Below are 20,340 nucleotides of genomic sequence, written 5' to 3'. Positions count from 1 at the left end.
CGGTCGTCGGTCGTGGTGGAAGGGGTGCTGCGGCGGCGGCCCGGCTCCGCCGCCGCAGCGGGTCACACGATGTGCTCGGGCGCCACCGGCGTGTGGGTGAGCTCCTTGCCGGTGGCCGCCCGGATCGCGGCGACCACGGCCGGGGTGGCGGAGATCGTCGGCGGCTCGCCGACGCCGCGGACCCCGTAGGCCGCGTTCGGGTCGCCGCGCTCGATGACGTCGATCTCCATCGGCGGGGTGTCGAGGATGGTCGGGACCAGGTAGTCGGTGAAGGACGGGTTGCGGATGTGCCCGTCGACGACCTTGATCTCCTCCATCACCGCCAGGCCCATGCCCTGCGCGGAGCCGCCCTGGATCTGCCCGATCACGGCGTCCGGGTTGATCGCCTTGCCGACGTCCTGGGCGCAGGCCAGCTGCACCACCTTGACCAGGCCGAGCTCCAGGTCGACGTCGACCACCGCGCGGTGCGCCGAGAACGCGTGCTGGACGTGCACCCGGTCGCTGTGGCCCCGCTCGTCCATCGGGAACGTCTCGCGGTGGTGGTACTCGCGGGTCTGCTCGATGACGTCGTCCCCGAGCAGCTCCACCAGGTCGGCCAGCACCCCGCGGGTGTCCGACGAGATCTTGCCGCCGTGCAGCGACAGCTCCGCCGGGTCGACGTCGTAGCGCTCCGCGGCGCGGGCGAACAGCTCGTCGCGCACCGCCTCGCACGCGGCCTTGACCGCGCTGCCGGTCACCAGCGTCTGCCGGGAGGCGGAGCTGGACCCGGCCGGCCCGACGCGGGTGTCGTTCGGGTGGATGGTGACGCGCTCGACGCCGAGCTCGGTGCGGGCGATCTGCTGCTGCACGGTCACCAGGCCCTGGCCGACCTCGGCCGCCGCGGTGTGCACCATCGCGGCCGGTTCGCCCCCGATGACCTGCAGCCGGACCCGCGCGGTGGAGAAGTCGTCGGCGCCCTCGGCGTAGCAGATGTTCTTGATCGTCACGCCGTAGCCGACGCCGCGCACCACGCCCTCGCCGTGCGTGGTGTTCGACGCGCCGCCCGGCAGGTCGCGGATGTCCACCGGCCCGTCGTGCTCCTCGGGCATGGGCAGCGCCCGCACCCGCTCCAGCAGTTCGGCCACCGGCGCCGGGTAGTCCAGCACCTGCCCGGTGGTGATCGAGTCGCCCTGCTCGATGGCGTTGCGGATGCGCAGGTCGACCGGGTCCATGCCGAGCGCGGCGGCGAGCTTGTCCATCTGGGACTCGTAGGCGAACGTCGGTTGCACCGCACCCAACCCGCGCATCGCCCCGCACGGCGGGTTGTTGGTGTAGACGCCCCAGGCCTCGATGTCGACGTTGGGCACCTTGTACGGCCCGGCGCCGAGCGTGGTGCCGTTGCCGACCACGACCGGCGTCTTCGAGGCGTACGCGCCACCGTCGAAGTACTGCCGCGCCTTGACGTAGACCAGCTCGCCGTCGCGGGTGGCGCCGTGCTCGTAGTACATCTTCGCCGGGTGCCGGTGCACGTGGCCGTAGAACGACTCCTCGCGGCTGTAGACCATCTTCACCGGCTTGCCCACGTGCAGCGCCAGCATGCAGACGTGCACCTGCACGGACAGGTCCTCGCGGCCGCCGAACGCACCGCCGACGCCGGACATGGTCATCCGAACCATCTCCGGCGGCAGCCCGAGCGCCCGCGCGGTCTGCCGCAGGTCGGAGTGCAGGTCCTGGGTGGCCAGGTAGAGGTCCACGCCGCCGTCCTCGGCGGGGACGGCCAGGCCGGACTCCGGGCCGAGGAACGCCTGGTCCTGCATGCCGACGGTGTAGACGCCGGAGACCACCACGTCGGCCTCGGCGTGCGGGTCGCCCTTGACGATCCGCTGGTGCCGCACCACGTTGCCGCCGTCGTGCAGCTCCGGCAGCGTGTCGTCGTGGGCGACGCGCTCGGCGTCGAGCACCGGCTCCAGCACCTCGTAGTCGACGACGATCCGCTCCAGCGCGCGCCGTGCCGTCTCCGGGTGGTCGGCGGCCACCAGCGCGACCGCCTCGCCGACGTAGCGGACCACGTCGGAGGCCAGCACCGGCTGGTCGGCGTGCTTGAGGCCGTAGCGGTTCTCGCCGGGCACGTCCTCGGCGGTGAGCACGGTGTGCACCCCGGCCATGGCCATCGCCGGGCCGATGTCGATCGACTTGATCCGCGCGTGCGGGTGCGGGCTGCGCAGGGTGGCACCCCACAGCATGTCCTCGGCCCACAGGTCCGACGCGTAGGCGAACTCCCCGCGCACCTTGATGGTGCCGTCGGGGCGCAGCGGCGACTCGCCGATGCCGCCGCCGATGGCGTCGTCCAACTCCTGCGGGCTGCGAGCAGGGCTGCTCATGCGGACACCTCCGGTGTTCCTCGACCCCTCGCCGCAGGTCCGGCGGCAGGGGGCTTCGATGGCGGCTGCGGCCTCCCGGCGCGTCGGGCACCCGGCGCACCGGCGGACGGGGACAGGTCACCCGGCCTGTGGGGGTCGTTCGCGCTCCCGAGGGGGATCGGACGTCCGGTCTCCACGGGGATCGCACCTCCACCGTCGGTGGGGGTCGCGGGACCGGGGCCGGAGTCACCGATCCCGGGTCGGGGCTCGAGGCCGGAGCGGACCCCGGTGCTGGGGCTCGCCCCGACGCGGACAGCGGGGGTCGTCATGGCACCTCCCGCAGGCGGGCGCTGGCTCGGGCCAGGTCGCCGGTCAGGTCGGGGACCGACACCAGCCGGCCGTCCTCGACGACCACCGCGCCCCCGCACAGCAGCCGCGCCAGCGTCGGCAGCCGGCCGAGCACCAGCGCGGCCACCGGGTCGGCGATCCCCGCGTGGTCCAGTCCGTCGAGCCGCCAGACGGCGACGTCGGCGAGCTTGCCGGGCTCCAGCGACCCCAGCTCGTCGTCCCGGCCGAGGCACCGCGCCCCGCCCCGGGTGGCCAGCCACAGCGCGTCCCGGACCGACAGCGCCCGCGGGCCGGAGCGGGCGCGCGCCGTGAGCAGCGCCTGCCGCATCTCCTCGCCGAGCCCGCCCGCCTCGTTGGACGCCACACCGTCGACCCCCAGACCGACGGGGGAACCGGCGTCCAGCAGCGGGCGGACCGGGGCGGTCCCGGCGCCGAGCCGGCCGTTCGAGCTCGGGCAGTGCGCCACCCCGGTGCCGGTCCCCCCGAGCCGCGCGACGCCCGCGTCGGACAGGTGCACGGTGTGCGCCAGCCACACGTCCGGGCCGAGCCAGCCCAGGTCCTCGGCGTGCTCCACGGGCGTCCGGCCGAACTCGGCCCGGCACCGCTGCTCCTCGTCGACGGTCTCGGCCAGGTGGGTGTGCAGCCGGACCCCGTTGCGGCGAGCCAGGTCCGCGGCCTCGCGCATCAGCTCGGTGCTCACCGAGAACGGCGAGCAGGGGCCGACCGCGACCCGCACCCGGGCCCCGGGCGAGGGGTCGTGGAACCGGTCGACGGCGCGCTGGGTGCCCGCCAGCGCCTCGTCGAGGTCCTCGACCACGGAGTCCGGCGGCAGCCCGCCGTGCGAGCGGCCGCGGTCCATCGAGCCGCGCACCGCGTGCAACCGCACCCCGACCCGCTCCGCGGCCGAGACCACCGCGCCGAACACGTCCCCACCGCCGCGGGGGAAGACGTAGTGGTGGTCGGCGGCGGTGGTGCACCCGGACAGCGCCAGCCGGGCCAGGCCCGCCGACGCCGCGGCGTGGGTGGTCTCCTCGTCGATCCCAGCCCACACCGGGTACAGCTCGGTGAGCCACTCGAACAGCGTCGCGTCCGCCGCGTACCCCCGGGTCGCCCACTGGTAGAGGTGGTGGTGGGTGTTGACCAGCCCCGGAGTCACCAGGCAGCCGGAGGCGTCGACGCGCCGCACCGGGCCGTCCTGCGGCGGGGCGGAGCCGGGGCCGACCGCGACGACGCGGTCGCCCGCCACCACGACGTGGCCCTCGGCGAACTCGGTGCCCGCGTCGTCCACGGTCACCACCGCGCCGCCCTCGATGACGACGGTCGCGCCCGTCATGTCCGGGCCTCGGCCGTGCGCTGCGCGGCGAGCCGGACCGCGTCCATGATCTTCTCGTAGCCGGTGCAGCGGCACAGGTTCCCGGCCAGCGCCTCGCGGATCTCCGCGTCGCTCGGTCGCGGCCGGCGAGCGAGCAGGTCGTGGGTCTGCACCAGCAGCCCCGGCGTGCAGAACCCGCACTGCACGGCGCCGGCCTCGACGAACGCCTCCTGGACCGGGTCCAGCCGCTCGCCGTCGGCCAGGCCCTCCACGGTCCGCACCTCGCGGCCCTCGGCCTGCCCGGCCGCCACCAGGCACGCGCAGACGGGCACGCCGTCGAGGTAGACGGTGCAGGAGCCGCACTCGCCCTGCTCGCAGGCGTTCTTCGACCCGGGCAGCCCGAGCCGCTCGCGCAGCACGTACAGCAGGCTCTCGCCCTCCCACACGTCGTCGGCCTCGTGCGGCTGCCCGTTGACGGTGAACCTCAGGCGCATTCCTGCCTCCCGGATCGGTGTTCCTCCCAGACCCAGGACAGGGTCCGGCGGGCCATCACGGCCAGCGCGTGGCGGCGGTAGTCGGCGGTGCCGCGCACGTCGTCGATGGGTGAGGAGGCCTGCGCGACGAGCTCGCCGAAGCGCTGCGCCACGGACTCCGCCAGCGGGCGGCGCCCGGCCCAGTCGAGCTCCGCGGACAGGAACTCCTCGGCGTCCCGCGCCCGCCGCGGGGTCGGGGCGGCCGAGCCGAGCCCGGTGCCGACCCGCTGCTGCTCGGGGTGCAGGGCGATGGCGAACGTGCACACCGCGATGACCATCGCGTTGCGGGTGCCGACCTTGGAGAACTGCTGCGGCCCGCTCGCCGGGGCGACGTGCACCGCGGCGATGAGCTCGTCCTCGGCCAGCGCGTTCCGCTTGACCCCGGTGAAGAACTCCGCCACCGGGACCGTCCGGGTGCCGCGCACCGACTCGACCTCGATCCGCGCGTCGGAGGCCAGCAGCGGCGGGTGGGCGTCCCCGGCGGGTGAGGCCGAGCCGAGGTTGCCGCCGAGCGTGCCGCGGTTGCGGATCTGCGGCGAGCCGACCGTCCGGCTGGCGATGGCCAGGCCGGGGAGCCGGTCGCCGAGCTCGTCGATCAGCCGCGCGTAGGGCACCCCGGCGCCGATGCGCAGCACGCCGTCGGTCTCCGACCAGGTGGTCAGCTCGGGGACGCGGGTGAGGTCCAGCAGCACGTCCGGGCGCCGGCGGTCGAAGTTGATCTCGACCATCACGTCGGTCCCGCCGGCGATGGGTGTCGCGTCGGGATGCGCGGCCTTGGCCTCGAGCGCCTCCCGCCACGTGGCGGGGCGGAGGAAATCCACGAAGTACTCCTCGTCACGGCCGGTAGGTGTGAGTCAGTACACAGCCGCGAGCTCGGGCCCGCTAGCGGCGGAAACCACGGAAATGCCTTCCCGGCGCCGGACGGGAGTTGTATGTTCCTACGAACGAGGTTTCCCCGGATCTCGTCGCCGTGACGCGCAGGGGCGGGAGGTGGACGGGTGCAGCTGGGCGATCTCCTCTCCGACCCGGAGCTCGGGCTGGTGCCGCTGCACGGCGCCGACCAGGCGGACCGCCCGGTCCGGGGCGTCTACATCACCGACCTGATCGACCCGCGCCGCTACCTCACCGGCGGCGAGCTCGTGCTCAGCGGCCTGATGTGGCACAGCGGGCCGGCGGACTCCGAGCGGTTCGTCGCCGCGCTGGTCGACGCGGGGGTGTCCGCGCTGGCCGCCGGGACGGCGCGGCTCGGGCACGCCCCGCCGGACCTGGTCGAGGCCTGCCGCCGGCACGACCTGCCCGTGGTCGAGGTCCCGGTGCGGGTCAGCTTCAACGCGCTCGCCGAGCGCGTGCAGCGCCGGGCGGCGCCGCGCCGGGAGCTGGTCGCCGCGGTGGCCGCGGGCGCGGACCTGGACGAGGCGCTGCGCATGGCGGCCGACGAGCTGGGCGCGGACTGCTGGGTGCTGTCCGCGGCCGGGTGGGTCGTCGGCGGGACCGCGGAGCTGCCCGGGGACGCCCACCGCGCCGCGCTGCGCGACTTCGCCCGCGGCGGGACACCGGGCACCGTCCGCTCCGGCGACGGCGACGCGCACGTGCTGTGGCCGGTGGAGTCCGACACCGCGCCGCGCGCCGCCCGCTGGTTCGTGCTCATCGCCGGTGCGTTCGAGGACTGGGGCGCCGAGCAGGCGGCCATCGCCACCGACCTGGGCACCGTGGTGGCGCTGCTGCGCGCGCGGGTGGACGAGGCGCGCCGGATCGCCGGGCGCTCGGTGGAGGCGGCGCTGCGCCGCTCGCTGGACGGCGCGTCCACCCCGGCCGAGGTCGCCGCCCGCCTGGAGACCGCCGGGCTGCCCACCGACGAGCCGCTGCGCGCGGTGGCGCTGGACGTCGGGGACGTGACCGAGTCCACGACGCTGCTGCGCGAGGTCGCCGCGGCCACCGGCATGGCCTCGGTCACCGCACCGCTGGGCGACGGCGCCGTCGCGCTGTTCGTCGACGACGAGGCGCACCTGGCGCAGCTGGACGACCGGATCGGGCGGATCGTGGCCGACGTCCAGCAGTGCCTCGAGGGGCGCGGTCTGGCGGTCGGTGTCAGCGACGTCACGCCGGCGACCGCGCTGCGCGGCGCGCTGGAGGAGGCAGGTTACGCGCGGCGCCTCGCGCAGCGCCGCCGCGGCCGGGCGGAGGTGGTCGGGGCGGCGGAGCTGGCCACGCACGAGGTGCTGCTCGCCTCGACGCCGGACGAGCTGCGCCGCTCGTACCGCGAGCGCCTGCTGGCCGACCTCCTCGCCTACGACGAGGCGCACCACTCGGAGCTGGTGCGCACCCTGCGGACCTTCCTGGACTGCTCGGGCTCGTGGTCGCGCTGCGCCGAGGTGCTGCACGTGCACGTGAACACGCTGCGTTACCGGATCCGGCGAGTGGAGGAGATCACCGGCCGGGACCTCTCGGAGTTCGCGACCCGAGTGGACTTCTACCTCGCGCTGTCGCTCGACCACGGCGCTCCCGCGCCGGGCTCCGGTCAGCGCTGACCGCTCGCCGGACCTCGCGGCGACCCCGGTTCCTCCGGCGCGGCAACGGCTTTCCGCGACCCGGCGAGGGCGCTGCCGCCCGTTCCCGGTGTGGCGTCAGGGATCCGCGTGGCACCGCTGTCCGCGGTGCGACGGATTCCCAAGTGGGGTCAGGGGATCCGCCTGCTCTCCCGCGCGGTCGCGGGGCGCGCGCGGGCGCCCTCCGGCACGGTCGCGGACCCGCTCGGGACAGATCACGCGACGTCGGCGACCGGACACGCACCGCGACGTGGACGGCGCTGATCCGTGGGTGTGCTCACACCGCGTTGGACTTTCCGGGGGATCGGGTGGACGCGGTTCGAAATCTCTCCGTGAGGGGGGTACCGTGCTTGGTCGCAGTCGAGCTCCACGGGCGCCCGCCGCCGGCTGGTTCTGCCCGACCAAAACCCCACCCCACCACCCGAGACGGAGGTACCGGGATTGACCGATCTGTCCGCCACCACCGGTGTGACGGACCGCCCCAGCGGCACCGCGCAGCAGACCGGCGCAGCTCCGGATGCGATCCAGCAGTTCCTCGACCAGCAACGGCCGGAAACCCCTTGCCTGGTGATGGATCTGGCGCAGGTGCGCAACCGCTACCGGCAGTTGCGGACCGCTCTGCCGGACGCGCGCATCTGCTACGCGGTCAAGGCCAATCCCACCCCCGACGTGGTCGGCGAACTGGTCGGTCTCGGTTCCTCGTTCGACGTGGCCAGCCCCGGTGAGATCGACCTGTGCCTGGCCAAGGGCGCTGCCCCGGAGTCGATCTCCTACGGCAACACGATCAAGAAGCGCCGCGACGTCGCGCGTGCGTACGAGCAGGGCGTCCGGCTGTTCGCCACCGACAGCGCCGCCGACCTGGCCAACATCGCCGAGGTCGCGCCGGGGGCGCAGGTCTTCTGCCGCGTGCTGGTGGACAACACCGGCTCCCGGACCCCGTTCGGGCGCAAGTTCGGCTGCCTGCCCGAGACCGCCGTCGAGCTGCTGGTGCGCGCGCGGGAGCTCGGCCTGGACCCCGTCGGCGTGTCGTTCCACAGTGGATCGCAGCAGCTGGAGCCCTCGGCGTGGGAGCACGGGATCAGTGCCGCGCAACGGGTTTTCGCCGGCTGCGCCGAGCGCGGCCTCGCGCTGCGGATGGTGAACCTGGGCGGCGGGCTGCCCGCGTCCTACACGGAGTCCGCGCCGCCGCTGGCCGACTACGTGCAGCGCATCGAGGAGGCGCTGGACCGCTGCTTCCCGTCCGCGCGCCCGGAACTGCTCGTCGAACCGGGACGCTTCCTCGTCGGTGACGCGGGGGTGCTGCGCAGCGAGGTGGTGCTGGTCACCGACTCCTGCGACGGCGAGCGCCGGTGGGTCTACCTCGACATCGGGCGCTACAACGGGCTGGCCGAGACCGAGGGCGAGGCCATCACCTACCGGCTGCGCACCTCCCGCGACGGCGACGAGGTCGGTCCGGTCGTGCTGGCCGGCCCGACCTGCGACGGCGACGACGTGCTCTACCAGCGGACCCGCTACGAGCTGCCGCGCACGCTGCGCGGCGGCGACTGGGTGGACCTGCTCAGCGCGGGCGCCTACACCGCGAGCTATTCCTCCGTGGGCTTCAACGGGTTCACCCCGCTGCCCACGTACTGCGTCGACGGCGATCAGCAGTCGTGATCGCCGGGCACCGGGCGGTGCCGCCCGGATCTGCCGCGAAGTACCCGGATGTGCGCGAAATGATGGGAGGTCGATAGATGTCCGTTGACACCGGGACGCCGCCGGTCGGGTTGTTCACCGGCCAGCACGTCCTCGCCGAGCTGGAGGGCGTGGACCCGGAACTGCTGGACGACGAGCAGTTCCTGCGTGAGACCCTGCACGACGCGTTGAGCAGGTCCCACGCGACGGTGTGCCAGATGATCGCCAAGCGGTTCGAGCCGCAGGGGGTCACCGTGTTGGCGCTGCTGTCGGAGTCCCACGCGTCGCTGCACACCTACCCGGAGGACGGCTCGATCTTCATCGACGTCTTCACCTGCGGGCACACCGCGAAGCCGGAGCTGGCGGTCAGCCTGCTCGCGGACGCGCTGCGCCCCACCACGCAGAACGTGCAGACCATCCGGCGCGGTCGGGACTACGACCACCTGGCCTGAACGATCCGAACCCGCGGGCGCGACGACTGGACGGCGCCACCACGGAGCGAGCAGCGAACCCGTCGGCGGTGGCGAGGGTGCGCCCCTGGCCGGCGCGCGGCACGCACCGCCGCGGGTTCTCCACGTCCGCCTGGCGAAGACGGCCCTGGCGCTGTGCACTGGCACGCAGCGGCCACGGCACCCGCGGCCCAGGCGGACGCCGAGCGTCCGCCGCTCGCACCGCTACGAAGAACGAGCCTGGAACACCCCACACAGAGGAGGAGCGCCGTTGATCGAGATCGACGGGCACCGGTGGATCAAGGAGCCCATGGGCGCCGACCTGCAGCGCCTGTGGCGGGTCGACGAGGTGCTGTGGGAGGGTGACACCCCCTACCAGCACGTGGTGATCGGCCGCACCGGCCAGGGCGTGTCGCTGTTCTGCGACAACGACCGGCAGAGCACGGAGTTCTCCCAGCTGGTCTACCACGAGGCCATGATGGTGCCGGCGTTCCTGCTGGCCGCGCAGGTCGAGCGGGTGTTGGTCATCGGCTCCAGCGAGGGCGTGGCCAGCCAGATGTCGGTGGCCGCCGGGGCGAGCCGGGTGGACCACGTGGACATCGACGAGCTGTGCGTGCGCAAGTGCGCCGAGCTGCTGCCCTACGGCTACACCCCCGAGGACCTCGCCCGCGCTGAGCAGGGCGACGGCCCGATCAAGCTCCACTTCGCCGACGGCTGGAGCTTCCTGGACCAGGCGCCCCCGGAGGGCTACGACATCGTGGTCGTCGACCTGCCGGACGAGCGGGCCGACGACTCCGACGGGCAGCACAACCGGCTCTACGGCCTGGAGTTCCTCCAGCGCTGCCAGTCGGTGCTGGCCGCGGGCGGCGTGGTCGCGTACCAGGCGGGCTGCCCGACGCTGTGGCGCAACGAGACGCTGATCCGCGCCTACAACCGCTTCCGGTCGGTGTTCGACACGGTGACCTACTTCGGCTCCGACGAGCACGAGTGGGCGTTCCTGTTCGGCCGGGTGGAGCAGATCGACGACCCGACGAACGTGATGCTCGAGGCGCTGCCCAAGTCGTCGTACCGCCCGCAGACGATCGACGACGCCACCCTCATCGGCGCCACGGTGCCCCCGTACTCGGTCCGCAACCAGGGCTGAGCCCGACGCGCGAGCGCCCCGGCCGGCTCGACCGGCCGGGGCGCTGCTGCGTTCAGGGGGCCTCGGCGGCGCGCCGGGTGAGCACCAGCGGCTCGTCCTCGGTGATGGCCACGGTGTGCTCGGAGTGGGCGGTGCGCGAGCCGTCGGCCGAGCGGATCGTCCAGCCGTCGGGGTCGTGGACGATCCGGTCGGTGGTGCGGGCGAACCAGGGTTCGAGCGCGAGGGTCATGCCCGGCCGCAGCACGATGCCGCGCCCCGGCTGGCCCCGGTTCGGCACGTGCGGTTCCTCGTGCATGGTGCGGCCGATGCCGTGGCCGCCGAACTCGGTGTTCACCGGGTACCCGTGCTCGCGGGCCACCGCCCCGATCGCCGCCGAGACGTCGCCGAGCCGGTTGCCCGGGCGCGCCGCCGCGATCGCCGCCTCCAGCGCCTCCTCGGTGGCGCGGACGAGCCGCAGGTCCTCCTCGGCGGCCGTGCCGACGACCACCGTGCGCGCGGAGTCGGCGGCCCAGCCGTCGATGCTCACCGCGATGTCCGCGGAGAGCACGTCACCGTCCCGGAGCACCCGGTCGTGCGGCAGGCCGTGCAGCACCGCGTCGTTGACCGACAGGCAGATGACGTTGCGGAACGGTCCCTTGCCGAAGGACGGGGCGTAGTCCCAGTAGCAGGACTCCGCGCCGCGCTGCGCGATCATGCCGCGCACGTGGTGCTCGACGTCGAGCAGGTTGACGCCCACGTCGGCGACCCGTCCGACCTCGGTGAGGACCTCGGCCACGAACCGTCCGGTGACGTGCATGCGCTCGACTTCGGCAGGCGTCTTGAGCTCGATCACGGGTACCTCGCGCGAGTCGCAGTAGCGGTATTCCTATACCGCACGTTAGCACCGAGCGGTACAGGAACACCCCTCGCGGGGCTGTGCGGAACCGTGCGCCGGGGCTACAGCGAGTCCAGGTAGGGGTGCTGCCGCGGGTTGCCGTCGAGCGGGGTGAACCACTGGTCGAACGCCAGGCCGCGCGAGTGCAGCTCGGCCTCCACCTTCGCGGCCTGCGCCGCGGTCTCCGGCTCGACGTCGCCGGCCAGCGGGAGGTCGATCTCGTACAGCTCGTCGTGCTCGACCGTGCGGAAAGCCCGGCCGGCGAAGCTCTGGAACACCAGCTCGCTGTCGGTCCAGCTCATCAGCTCGGCGGCCTCCAGCGCCACCCGCGCCTCGTTGACGAACAGCTTCAGCGCCAGCGCCTCGGCGACCGACCGCGGCGGCGTCCACGACGGCTCGGTCAGCCGCTCCGCCACCGGCGCCGAGGCCAGCGCGAACGCGCGGGCGAAGAACGCGTCGTAGCGGTGGTCGTAGCAGGGCGGCAGCTCCTCCAGCACCAGCAGGCCGACCGCGTCGGCGACGGTCGCGTTGTTCACCGCCAGCGCCAGCTCGTCGTAGAAGATCTCGTCGGTGACCACCCGAACCGCGTGCACCAGCGCCCCGGCGGCCAGCGTGGCCTGCTCGCCCGGGCCGCCGAACACCTCCGGCCCGAACGCCCGCAGCCGCGGAGCCAGCTCGCGGAACCGGGTCCGCCACTGCCCGGCGTCCATGGAGGGCTCCGACGAGGTCTCCAGCGCCTCCTCGACGGCCGCCTCCAGCTCGTCGACGGCGTCCGTGGCGTCGCTGGCCGCCAGCCGGTTGAACTCGTCCTCGGTGATCTGCACCTCCGAGTGCGCGACCGACCAGCCGGCCAGCACGTCGCTCTCGCTGATCAGCTCGTGCAGCACCGACGCGGCGGCGTCCTCGGCGGCCAGCAGCGAGGGCGCGTCGAGCGCCAGCACCACGCTGGCGCCGGCCGGGTGCACGGTGATGCGGTAGTCCAGGACGTCGATGTCGGTATCCCCCGACCCGGTGACGCCCTCGACCACGGCGAGTTGGCGGTCCAGCACGGCCGCGATCCCCTCCTGCTGGAGCAGGTCGAGCTCGACCACGCTGCTCGGCGGCACGAGCTCCGCTGTCACCGCATAGTCCACCGCGTCTCGCCCTCCTCGCCGGTTGGTCGGCATGGTACGTCCTCGGGCGTCCCTGGACCCGTCCACCGTTCCGGGGGTGCTCATCAGCCATGATGAACCCCGTGACGACATCTGTGGCCGTGTTCGGCAGCTGCAACATGGACCTGGTCGCCTACGTGGGCACCGCCCCGAAGCGCGGCGAGACCGTCCTCGGGCGGGAGTTCCACACCGTGCCCGGCGGGAAGGGGGCGAACCAGGCGCTCGCCGCGGCGAAGGCGGGCGCGGCGGTCCGCATGATCGGCGCGGTCGGTGCGGACGAGTTCGGCGCCGAGATCCGCCGCGTGCTGACGGAGTCCGATGTGGACGTCTCCGGCCTGCGGACGGTGCCGGGACGCAGCGGGACCGCGCACATCGTGGTGGACGACCAGGGCGGCAACTCGATCGTCGTGGTCCCGGCCGCCAACGGCACCGTCGACGGGCTGGTCGAGGGCGACGAGGAGCTCATCGCCGGGTCGCAGAGCCTGTTGCTGCAGCTGGAGATCCCGTTGCCGGGCGTGGCCGCGGCCGCTGCGGCCGGACGTCGCAACGGGGTGCGCGTGGTGCTCACCCCGGCCCCCGCCGCCGAGCTGCCGCCCGAGGTCCTGTCGAACGTGGACCTGCTGGTGCCCAACGAGCACGAGGCGGCGGTGCTGGCCGGTGCGGAGGACCCGGACCGGGCGCTGGCCGAGCTGCTCGAGCTGGTCCCCGAGGTGGTGATCACCCTCGGCGCGCGCGGCTCGCTGTACGGCAACCGGGACGGGGCACGGGTGGAGGTGCCGAGCTTCCCGGTCGAGGCGGTCGACACCACGGCCGCCGGGGACACCTACGTCGGCGTGCTCAGCGCCGCGCTCGGCGAGGGCGCCGACGTGCCCGAGGCGATGCGCCTGGCCTCCGCGGGCTCGGCGGTGTCCGTGCAGCGCACCGGTGCCAGCAGTTCGATGCCGACCCGTCAGGAAATCACCGACTTCCTGGCCGGACAGCCGCGCGGGGCAATTGCCGATCGGTGACCGCGCGACCACGAGGAGTCGTGAACCACTTCCGCGGGCGGCCGGTGCGCCGCCGGTAGCTCACCGGCCGTCCGCTCCGCACTCACTGTGCGTTGTCGTAAGCCTCGACGATCTCGGCCGGAATGCGCCCCCGGTCGGAAACCTGCATGCCCTGTTTCCGGGCCCATTCCCGAATCGCCTGGTTGCGTTCCCGGTCGGCCGCCGTGGGAGTGCTCGACGACTTGCCCGCCTTGCCGCCGGTCCGCTTGCGCCCGCCCGTACGCCGAGCGTGCGCCACGAAAGACGCCAAGGAGTCGCGCAGTTTCGCGGCATTCTCCGCGGACAAGTCAATTACGTAGCTCACCCCGTCCAAGGCGAACTCGACGGTGGTGTCGGCTGGTGTGCCGTCGACATCGTCGACGAGCTGAACGGTGACTTTCTGCGCCACGGTAACCCTCGATTCAGGCTCGATTCCCCTCCTTCTCCGCGCCACGCGTGCGGAGAAGAGCGAGCGAACGATAAACGATGGCGCGAAGAATGTTCCACCCGCCGTCGGAGTCTTTCCGGATGTGCCCTGCATTACTTTCCGCCGATCGGTCCGTCGCGGTTACTGAGCGTTTCCGGCAGGGGTGTCGCCCGCCCGGCCGCAGCACTGACCCGCCTGGCGGTCAACAGCAGGTGGGGACGCTGTTCTATGGTTGGGTGCGAGACAACTGAGATGCCACGTGCTACAACGTGGGCGGGACTCGCAGTAGTCTCGCCTGCGGGTGTCGCAGATCGAGGCGGGGCACGTTCCCGAGACAGGTGATCATGGCCGAGCGGATTCAGGTCGAACTCGTCGACGACATCGACGGGTCCCCAGCCAACCACACCGTCACCTTCGCGTTGGACGGTGTGACGTACGAAATCGACCTGAACGACGAGCACGAACGACACCTCCGCGCCACCCTCGGCCGCTACATCGAGGCCGCCCGCACGCCGAAGCCGGCCGCTGCCCGCACCGCGCGCGAGGAGGAGCAGGCCCGGCGCGCCAACAAGCAGCTCACCGAGCAGATCCGCGGCGCCGCCCAGCGCACCCGCGAGAAGCTCAGCAAGAAGGCCGCCGAGCAGCCCGAGCCGAAGCCCGAGGTCGCCGAACCCGAACCGCGCTTCGACCCGCCCGCGGCGCAGCAGCCGGCGAAGAAGAAGGAGCCGCCCCAGGTCTCGGCGGTCTCGCTGCCGCTGTTCTCCTCCGCGGTCGACTGACCCGCTCCACGCCCGCGTCCCGGGCCGGTGGCGGAACGATCACGAGTGTGGACTTCGTGATCGCGGACGCTTACGGTTTTCGCGTTCCTACCCCTCGTGCTGGCGGGAGGCCCGGGTGGCGACGCGAGTCAGACGTACCGCACCGGCAGCAGCACTGCTGACCCTGGCAGTGGCCGCGACCGGGTGCAGCCCGCTGGTCGACGTCGAGCAGACCGCCGGTCAGCTGCGCGCCTCGGTGCAGGCCCCCACCGTGCGCGGCGGCGAAGCCGTGATCGCGCTGGACCAGGAGCCGGACAAGCTGGACCCGACCCTGGCCACCACGCTGGCCGGGCGGCAGGTCTTCAGCAGCATGTGCGAGAAGCTCTACGACGTCGACCCGGCCGGCCGCCCGGTGCCGCAGCTCGCCGCCGAGCTCCCGCGCACCTCCCCGGACGGCCGGGAGCTCACCATCCCGCTGCGCACCGGCGTGCTGTTCAACGACGGCACCCCGTTCGACGCCGCCGCGGTGAAGAAGAGCCTGGACCGGCACCGCGAGCTGCCGTCCTCGGGCCGCCGCTCCGAGCTCACCGCGGTCGAGTCCGTCGAGGTCGTCGACCCGACCACCGTGCGGCTGCGGCTCGCGCAGCCGTCCGCCCCGCTGACCACCGTGCTCGCCGACCGCGCCGGCATGGTCATGTCCCCGGCGAAGCTGGACGAGCTCGGCGAGGACTTCTCCGACGACCCGGTCTGCGTCGGCCCCTTCAAGTTCGTCGAACGCGTCGCCCAGGACCGGATCGTGCTGGAGCGCAGCGAGTTCTACTACGACCGCGACGCGGTGCGCCTGGACCGGCTGGTCTACAAGGCGGTCCCGGACGACAACATCCGCATCGCCAACCTGCGCTCCGGCGAGTTCGACGTGGTCTGGGAGGTCGGCCCGCCGGACGTGCCGGTGGTCTCCCGCGAGCGCGACCTGGTGCTGCTCAACCAACCGTCCATCCAGTACATGGGCATCACCGTCAACGTCGGCAACGTCGACGGCGAGCACGGCCACGTGGACGGTCCGCTGGCCGACGACCCGCGGGTGCGGGAGGCGTTGTCGCTGGCCATCGACCGCGAGACGCTCAACCGCATCGCCTTCAACGGCCTCTACCAGCCCGCCTGCGGGCCGATCCCGCCGACCAGCGAGTTCGCCACCCCGGTGACGCAGGCCTGCCCGCCGCACGACGTCGCCCGCGCCCGGCAGCTGCTCGCCGAGGCCGGCGTGCGCACCCCGCTGCGCGTGGAACTGCTGCTGCAGAACGACTCCTCGACCAGCCGCGTCGGCCAGGTCATCCAGGCCATGGCCGCCGAGGCCGGCTTCGACGTGGTGCTGCGCCCGAGCGAGTCCACCAGCGCGATCTCCGCGGGCAAGAAGGGCCGCTTCCAGACCTTCCTGATCGGCTGGTCCGGTCGTCCCGACCCGGACGGCAACATCACCGGCATGCACGCCTCGGGCGCGGCGCAGAACTACAGCGGCGCCGCGACGCCGGAGGTCGACGCGCTGCTCGCGCAGGCCGCCGCCGAGCAGGACACCGACCGCCGCCGGCGGCTCTACGAGCAGGTGGTCCAGCAGCTCCAGCAGCGGAACAACGTCATCTACCTGTACCGCCAGCAGTACTACACCGCGCACACCGCCGACATGGCCGGTGTCGAGGTCTACCCCGACGGGATCATGCGGCTGAAGACCGCCGGTTTCGTCGAGTCCGGGAGTTGAGATGCTGCGCAGCTACGCGCTCAACCGCGTCCTGCAGTCGCTGGTGACGCTGGTGCTGGTCTCGCTCGTCGTGTTCGCGGGCCTGCGCGCGCTGCCCGGTGACCCGGCCGTCGCGCTGGCCGGTGCCGAAGCCGACGACGCCGCCATCGAGGAGATCCGCCGCGCCTACCTGCTCGACCAGCCGGTCCACGTGCAGTACCTGAACTGGGTCGGCCGGGCCCTGCAGGGCGACCTCGGCGAGTCGGCGCAGACCGGGCTGCCGATCGGCGAGATCATCCTCAGCCGGCTGCCGGTCACCCTCGAACTCGCCGTGCTGAGCCTGCTGTTCGCCGCGCTGATCGGCCTGACCACCGGCGTGCTCGCGGCGGTCCGCCGCGGCGGGGTGCTGGACTGGCTGGGCAACGGGATCTCGCTGTTCGGGCTGTCCATCCCGAACTTCTGGCTCGGCCTGATGTGCGTGCTGGTCTTCGCCGTCGGCCTCGGCTGGCTGCCCGCCTCGGGCTTCGTGCCGTTCACCGCATCACCGCTGGGCAACCTCGCGCGGCTGGTCATGCCGGCGTTCGTGCTCGGCAGCGGGCTCGCCGCGGTGCTGATGCGGCAGGTGCGATCGTCCATGCTGGACGCGCTGAGCTCCGACTACGTGCGCACCGCGCGCGCCAAGGGCGCGGGGGAGTGGCGGGTGGTCGCCGTGCACGGCCTGCGCAACAGCCTGATCACCGTGCTCACCATCCTCGGCCTGCAGCTCGGCACCCTCGTCTCCGGTGCGGTGGTCACCGAGCAGATCTTCGTGCTCCCCGGCTTCGGCAAGTTGATGGTCGATGCCGTGTTCACCCGCGACTACCCGGTCATCCAGGCCGCGGTGCTGGTCAGCGCGGTCGGCTACATCGTGGTCAACCTGCTCGTCGACCTGCTCTACTCGGTCGTGGACCCGCGCATTCGAGTCCGTGGAGGTGCGGCATGACCCTGCCGGTGGCCGATCTGCCCCGCACGAGCGGGTCCCGCCGCGTGCTGCGCCGCCTGCTGCGGCACCGCACCGGCGTCGCCGGTCTCGTCCTCTCCGTGCTGTTCGTGCTGGTGGCGCTGACCGCTCCGCTGATCGCGCCGAGCGACCCGGCCGCGGTGAACTTCGACGACGTGCTGCAGCAGCCGTCGCTGGCCGCCCCGCTGGGCAGCGACGAGCTGGGCCGGGACCAGCTCTCCCGCGTCTTCCACGGCATCCGCGCCTCGATCGTGGTGGGCGTGCTGTCGGTGCTGCTCGCGGTGGTGGTGGCCGTGCCGCTGGGCCTGGTCGCCGGGTACTACCGCGGTGTCGTCGACTCCGTCGTCTCCCGCATCACCGACACCCTGCTGGCCTTCCCGTTCCTGGTGCTGGCGGTCGGGCTGGCGGCGGTGCTCGGCGCGTCGATGGTGAACGCCGCCATCGCGATCGGCCTGTCCCAGGTGCCGAACCTGGTCCGGGTCGTCCGCGGGGAGGCGCTGCGGCTGGCCGGCGAGGACTACGTGGCCGCCAGCGTCGCAGCCGGGGCGCGCGGCACCACGGCGATGTTCCGGCACATCCTGCCGAACTCGGTGAACGCGCTGCTGGTGCAGGTCACGGTGGCCGTCCCGCAGGCGATCATCGGCGAGGCGCTGCTGTCCTTCCTCGGCCTCGGCGTGCAACCGCCCACCCCGTCGCTGGGCGTGATGCTCTCCGCCGCGCAGACCTACTTCGCGCAGGCCCCGTGGCTGGTGGTCTTCCCGGGCATCGCGGTGGTGCTCGCCACCCTCGGCTTCAACCTGCTCGGCGACGGCCTGCGGGACGCCCTGGACCCGAAGGGGAACCGATGACCGACGTGCTGTCCTTCACCGACCTGCGGGTGCGCTTCCACACCGAGGAGGGGGTCACCGAGGCCGTCCGGGGTGTCAGCTTCGGCGTCGCACCCGGCGAGGTGCTGGCCGTGGTCGGCGAGTCCGGCTCCGGCAAGAGCGTCACCGCGATGTCCGCGCTCGGCCTGCTCCCGCCCACCGCCGAGGTCACCGGACGCATCGAGCTCGACGGTGTCGCGCTGGGCGAGCAGGACCTGCGCCGGGTCCGCGGCAAGGACGTCGCGATGGTGTTCCAGGAGCCGATGACCTCGCTGAACCCGGTGTTCACCATCGGTTGGCAGCTCGTCGAGGCCATCCGCCTGCACCGGGACACCTCCGCCGCGCAGGCCCGGGAGCGCGCGGTGGAGCTGCTCGAGCTGGTCGGCATCCCGGACCCGGAGCGGCGGCTCAAGCACTACCCGCACCAGCTCTCCGGCGGGCAGCGGCAGCGCGTGGTGATCGCGATGGCGCTGGCCTGCGAGCCCAAGGTGCTCATCGCCGACGAGCCCACCACCGCGCTGGACGTGACGGTGCAGGCCGAGATCCTCGCGCTGCTGCGCGACCTGCGGGAGCGGTTGGGCACCACGATCCTGCTGATCACCCACGACATGGGCGTGGTCGCCGACCTCGCCGACCGGGTCGTGGTGATGTACCGCGGCGAGGTGGTCGAGCAGGCCGCGGTCGGCGACCTGTTCCGCGCCCCGCAGCACGAGTACACCGAAGCGCTGCTCGCGGCCGTGCCCAAGCTGGAGGTCGGGCGGCGCGAGGAGACCGAACCCGCCGAACCGGTGCTGGCCGTGGAGGACCTGGTGGTCAGCTACGGCAGCCACCGCGCGGTGGACGGCGTGTCGCTGACCATCGGCCGCGGGGAGGTCCTGGCGCTGGTCGGCGAGTCCGGGTCGGGCAAGTCCACCGTGGGCAAGTGCGTCGCCCGCCTGCTCACCCCGACCGAGGGCCGGATCGTGCTGAACGGCCAGGACATCAGCCACCTGTCGGCCCGTCGGCTGCGCCCGCTGCGGCGTGGCATCGGCATCGTCTTCCAGGACCCGGGCTCGTCGCTGGACCCGCGGATGACCATCGCGGACAGCATCGCCGAGCCGCTGCGCCTGCACCGCGTCGCCCGGGGACGGGAACTCGACGACCGCGTCGACGCCCTGCTGGAGGCGGTCGAGCTGGGGGCCGCGATGCGCCGGCGCTACCCGCACGAACTCTCCGGTGGTCAGCGGCAGCGCGTGAGCATCGCGCGGGCGTTGGCGCTGGAGCCGGAACTGCTGATCGCCGACGAACCGACCAGCGCGCTGGACGTCTCGGTGCAGGACGCGGTGCTGGAGCTGTTCCAGTCGTTGCAGGCCCGGTTGCGCTTCAGCTGCTTGTTCATCAGCCACGACCTGGCCGTGGTGAACCTGCTCGCGCGCCGGGTGGCCGTCATGCACCGCGGGAAGGTCGTGGAGCAGGGCGACCGGGCGCAGGTGCTCGGCGACCCGCAGCACGCGTACACGCAGCGGTTGCTGGCAGCGGCTCCGGTGCCGGACCCGGAGCGGCAGCGCGCACGCCGGCTGGTGGGGTGACGCGGGGTCAGTCCTCGGCGCGGTGGCGCCGGGACCGGGTGCGCTGGCTGGTGGCGCGCGCCGACTTCTTCGACTCGGCCTTGTTCCGGTCGGCGCGGTCCGTCAGGGCGGCGGCGAACTCCGGAGGGGCGCTCGGGCCCCAGTTGCGGTCCTCCGGGTCCATCAGAGTCTTTCGCAGCTCGGTGTAGATCGGCGTCGAGTCCACTGCGTACCCCCGTTCTGACGGTCGCCTGGGAGGCTACCTGCGTGATCGGGACCGGGCCTGGCGACGAAGCAGGACCACACGAACGGGGACAGGGACAGGGCTGGCGCGCACACCGCGGACGCGCTACGGCGCTGAGCCCGGGAGATCACCGCTGACCTGCGACGATGACCTTCAAGGGGGGGTGGTGTTCATGGGGTGTTCGGGGGTCTGTAAAGTATTCCCCGTCAGCGCGACACGGGCCGGAGAGATCCGGAACGGGCCTGGCGGGGTCGCGAACCGAGCTCCCACGATCGAGTGGTAGATTGGGCGCGCCCGACAAGACAGAGGGAAATGCTCCCCGGAGCTTCACGGCGTTGGTTTGTCGTGGGTGATGGTGTGGGTGTGTTCTT

18 protein-coding genes are annotated in these 20,340 nt (G+C 72.9%); 10 read left to right on the top strand and 8 right to left on the bottom strand.

Translation table 11 applies throughout. From position 1 onward, the window contains the following. Positions 1-62: 62 nt before the first annotated feature. The 4 genes from pucD to HNR68_RS24235 all read right to left on the bottom strand — a co-directional run bounded on the left by pucD (position 63) and on the right by HNR68_RS24235 (position 5,353). Entirely contained in the window at positions 63-2,360 is a 2,298-nt protein-coding gene (pucD, locus tag HNR68_RS24250; RefSeq protein ID WP_179724039.1) for a xanthine dehydrogenase subunit D, read from the bottom strand. A 304-nt stretch (positions 2,361-2,664) separates the two neighbouring features. Next, entirely contained in the window at positions 2,665-4,020 is a 1,356-nt protein-coding gene (locus tag HNR68_RS24245; protein ID WP_179724038.1) for an 8-oxoguanine deaminase, read from the bottom strand. Then, positions 4,017-4,493, bottom strand: a complete 477-nt coding sequence (locus HNR68_RS24240; RefSeq protein ID WP_179724037.1) for a (2Fe-2S)-binding protein — start codon at positions 4,491-4,493, stop codon at positions 4,017-4,019. The genes HNR68_RS24245 and HNR68_RS24240 overlap by 4 nt, the downstream gene beginning before the upstream one ends. After that, a complete protein-coding gene (locus tag HNR68_RS24235) occupies positions 4,484-5,353 on the bottom strand; it encodes an FAD binding domain-containing protein (protein ID WP_179724036.1) in 870 nt (289 codons plus the stop codon). Before HNR68_RS24235 ends, HNR68_RS24240 begins: the two co-directional genes overlap by 10 nt. Positions 5,354-5,530: 177 nt before the next feature. Here HNR68_RS24235 and HNR68_RS24230 point away from each other — a divergent pair, with 177 nt between their 5' ends. From HNR68_RS24230 to HNR68_RS24215, 4 genes are all read left to right on the top strand, one after another. Further along, positions 5,531-7,060: a PucR family transcriptional regulator ligand-binding domain-containing protein gene (locus HNR68_RS24230; protein ID WP_179724035.1), complete on the top strand. Its 1,530-nt coding sequence runs from the start codon at positions 5,531-5,533 to the stop codon at positions 7,058-7,060. A 459-nt stretch (positions 7,061-7,519) separates the two neighbouring features. Next, complete coding sequence (locus HNR68_RS24225) at positions 7,520-8,734, top strand: type III PLP-dependent enzyme (protein WP_179724034.1); 1,215 nt, start codon at positions 7,520-7,522, stop codon at positions 8,732-8,734. Between the two features lie 77 nt (positions 8,735-8,811). Further along, positions 8,812-9,204, top strand: a complete 393-nt coding sequence (speD, locus tag HNR68_RS24220) for an adenosylmethionine decarboxylase (protein ID WP_179724033.1) — start codon at positions 8,812-8,814, stop codon at positions 9,202-9,204. 268 nt (positions 9,205-9,472) lie between these two features. Continuing rightward, complete coding sequence (locus HNR68_RS24215; RefSeq protein ID WP_179724032.1) at positions 9,473-10,345, top strand: spermidine synthase; 873 nt, start codon at positions 9,473-9,475, stop codon at positions 10,343-10,345. Positions 10,346-10,397: 52 nt separating this feature from the next. On the opposite strand, the gene map is transcribed toward HNR68_RS24215, so the two are convergent. Together map and HNR68_RS24205 are read right to left on the bottom strand one after the other, a co-directional pair. After that, positions 10,398-11,177 (bottom strand): type I methionyl aminopeptidase, encoded by a 780-nt coding sequence (map, locus tag HNR68_RS24210; protein WP_179724031.1) that lies wholly within the window; start codon positions 11,175-11,177, stop codon positions 10,398-10,400. A 104-nt stretch (positions 11,178-11,281) separates the two neighbouring features. After that, complete coding sequence (locus HNR68_RS24205) at positions 11,282-12,340, bottom strand: hypothetical protein (protein ID WP_343050376.1); 1,059 nt, start codon at positions 12,338-12,340, stop codon at positions 11,282-11,284. A 113-nt stretch (positions 12,341-12,453) separates the two neighbouring features. Here HNR68_RS24205 and rbsK point away from each other — a divergent pair, with 113 nt between their 5' ends. After that, positions 12,454-13,377: a ribokinase gene (gene rbsK / locus HNR68_RS24200; protein WP_343050375.1), complete on the top strand. Its 924-nt coding sequence runs from the start codon at positions 12,454-12,456 to the stop codon at positions 13,375-13,377. A gap of 82 nt (positions 13,378-13,459) precedes the next feature. Here the strand turns inward: rbsK and HNR68_RS24195 are convergent, their stop codons facing one another. Further along, positions 13,460-13,804 (bottom strand): Lsr2 dimerization domain-containing protein, encoded by a 345-nt coding sequence (locus tag HNR68_RS24195; protein WP_179724028.1) that lies wholly within the window; start codon positions 13,802-13,804, stop codon positions 13,460-13,462. A 362-nt stretch (positions 13,805-14,166) separates the two neighbouring features. On the opposite strand from HNR68_RS24195, the gene HNR68_RS24190 reads away from it, so the two are divergent. The 5 genes from HNR68_RS24190 to HNR68_RS24170 all read left to right on the top strand — a co-directional run bounded on the left by HNR68_RS24190 (position 14,167) and on the right by HNR68_RS24170 (position 19,746). Beyond that, the gene (locus HNR68_RS24190; RefSeq protein ID WP_179724027.1) at positions 14,167-14,601 is read left to right on the top strand and encodes a histone-like nucleoid-structuring protein Lsr2; all 435 of its coding nucleotides are present in this window, start codon (positions 14,167-14,169) and stop codon (positions 14,599-14,601) included. 115 nt (positions 14,602-14,716) lie between these two features. Continuing rightward, a complete protein-coding gene (locus HNR68_RS24185) occupies positions 14,717-16,333 on the top strand; it encodes an ABC transporter substrate-binding protein (RefSeq protein ID WP_179724026.1) in 1,617 nt (538 codons plus the stop codon). Between the two features lies 1 nt (position 16,334). Continuing rightward, positions 16,335-17,294, top strand: a complete 960-nt coding sequence (locus HNR68_RS24180) for an ABC transporter permease (protein WP_179724025.1) — start codon at positions 16,335-16,337, stop codon at positions 17,292-17,294. Next, the gene (locus HNR68_RS24175) at positions 17,291-18,160 is read left to right on the top strand and encodes an ABC transporter permease (RefSeq protein ID WP_179724024.1); all 870 of its coding nucleotides are present in this window, start codon (positions 17,291-17,293) and stop codon (positions 18,158-18,160) included. Before HNR68_RS24180 ends, HNR68_RS24175 begins: the two co-directional genes overlap by 4 nt. Then, positions 18,157-19,746, top strand: coding sequence for an ABC transporter ATP-binding protein (locus tag HNR68_RS24170; RefSeq protein WP_179724023.1), 1,590 nt, complete (start codon positions 18,157-18,159; stop codon positions 19,744-19,746). Before HNR68_RS24175 ends, HNR68_RS24170 begins: the two co-directional genes overlap by 4 nt. Positions 19,747-19,753: 7 nt before the next feature. Here the strand turns inward: HNR68_RS24170 and HNR68_RS24165 are convergent, their stop codons facing one another. Next, positions 19,754-19,951, bottom strand: a complete 198-nt coding sequence (locus tag HNR68_RS24165; protein ID WP_179724022.1) for a hypothetical protein — start codon at positions 19,949-19,951, stop codon at positions 19,754-19,756. Positions 19,952-20,340: the final 389 nt, after the last annotated feature.

Origin of the sequence: Saccharopolyspora hordei (assembly GCF_013410345.1) — a bacterium.
GTDB classification, from domain to species: domain Bacteria; phylum Actinomycetota; class Actinomycetes; order Mycobacteriales; family Pseudonocardiaceae; genus Saccharopolyspora; species Saccharopolyspora hordei.
Note: the sequence above shows the minus strand (reverse complement) of the source record. Positions and strands in the feature narration are given on the sequence as shown.

Excerpts from the sequence above, each read along its gene's own strand:
- HNR68_RS24190 (WP_179724027.1), top strand. The coding sequence starts at position 14,167 with ATGGCCGAGCGGATTCAGGTCGAACTCGTCGACGACATCGACGGGTCC.
- HNR68_RS24180 (WP_179724025.1), top strand. The coding sequence starts at position 16,335 with ATGCTGCGCAGCTACGCGCTCAACCGCGTCCTGCAGTCGCTGGTGACG.
- HNR68_RS24170 (WP_179724023.1), top strand. The coding sequence starts at position 18,157 with ATGACCGACGTGCTGTCCTTCACCGACCTGCGGGTGCGCTTCCACACC.
- pucD (WP_179724039.1), bottom strand. The coding sequence starts at position 2,360 with ATGAGCAGCCCTGCTCGCAGCCCGCAGGAGTTGGACGACGCCATCGGC.
- HNR68_RS24245 (WP_179724038.1), bottom strand. The coding sequence starts at position 4,020 with ATGACGGGCGCGACCGTCGTCATCGAGGGCGGCGCGGTGGTGACCGTG.
- speD (WP_179724033.1), top strand. The coding sequence starts at position 8,812 with ATGTCCGTTGACACCGGGACGCCGCCGGTCGGGTTGTTCACCGGCCAG.
- HNR68_RS24240 (WP_179724037.1), bottom strand. The coding sequence starts at position 4,493 with ATGCGCCTGAGGTTCACCGTCAACGGGCAGCCGCACGAGGCCGACGAC.
- HNR68_RS24175 (WP_179724024.1), top strand. The coding sequence starts at position 17,291 with ATGACCCTGCCGGTGGCCGATCTGCCCCGCACGAGCGGGTCCCGCCGC.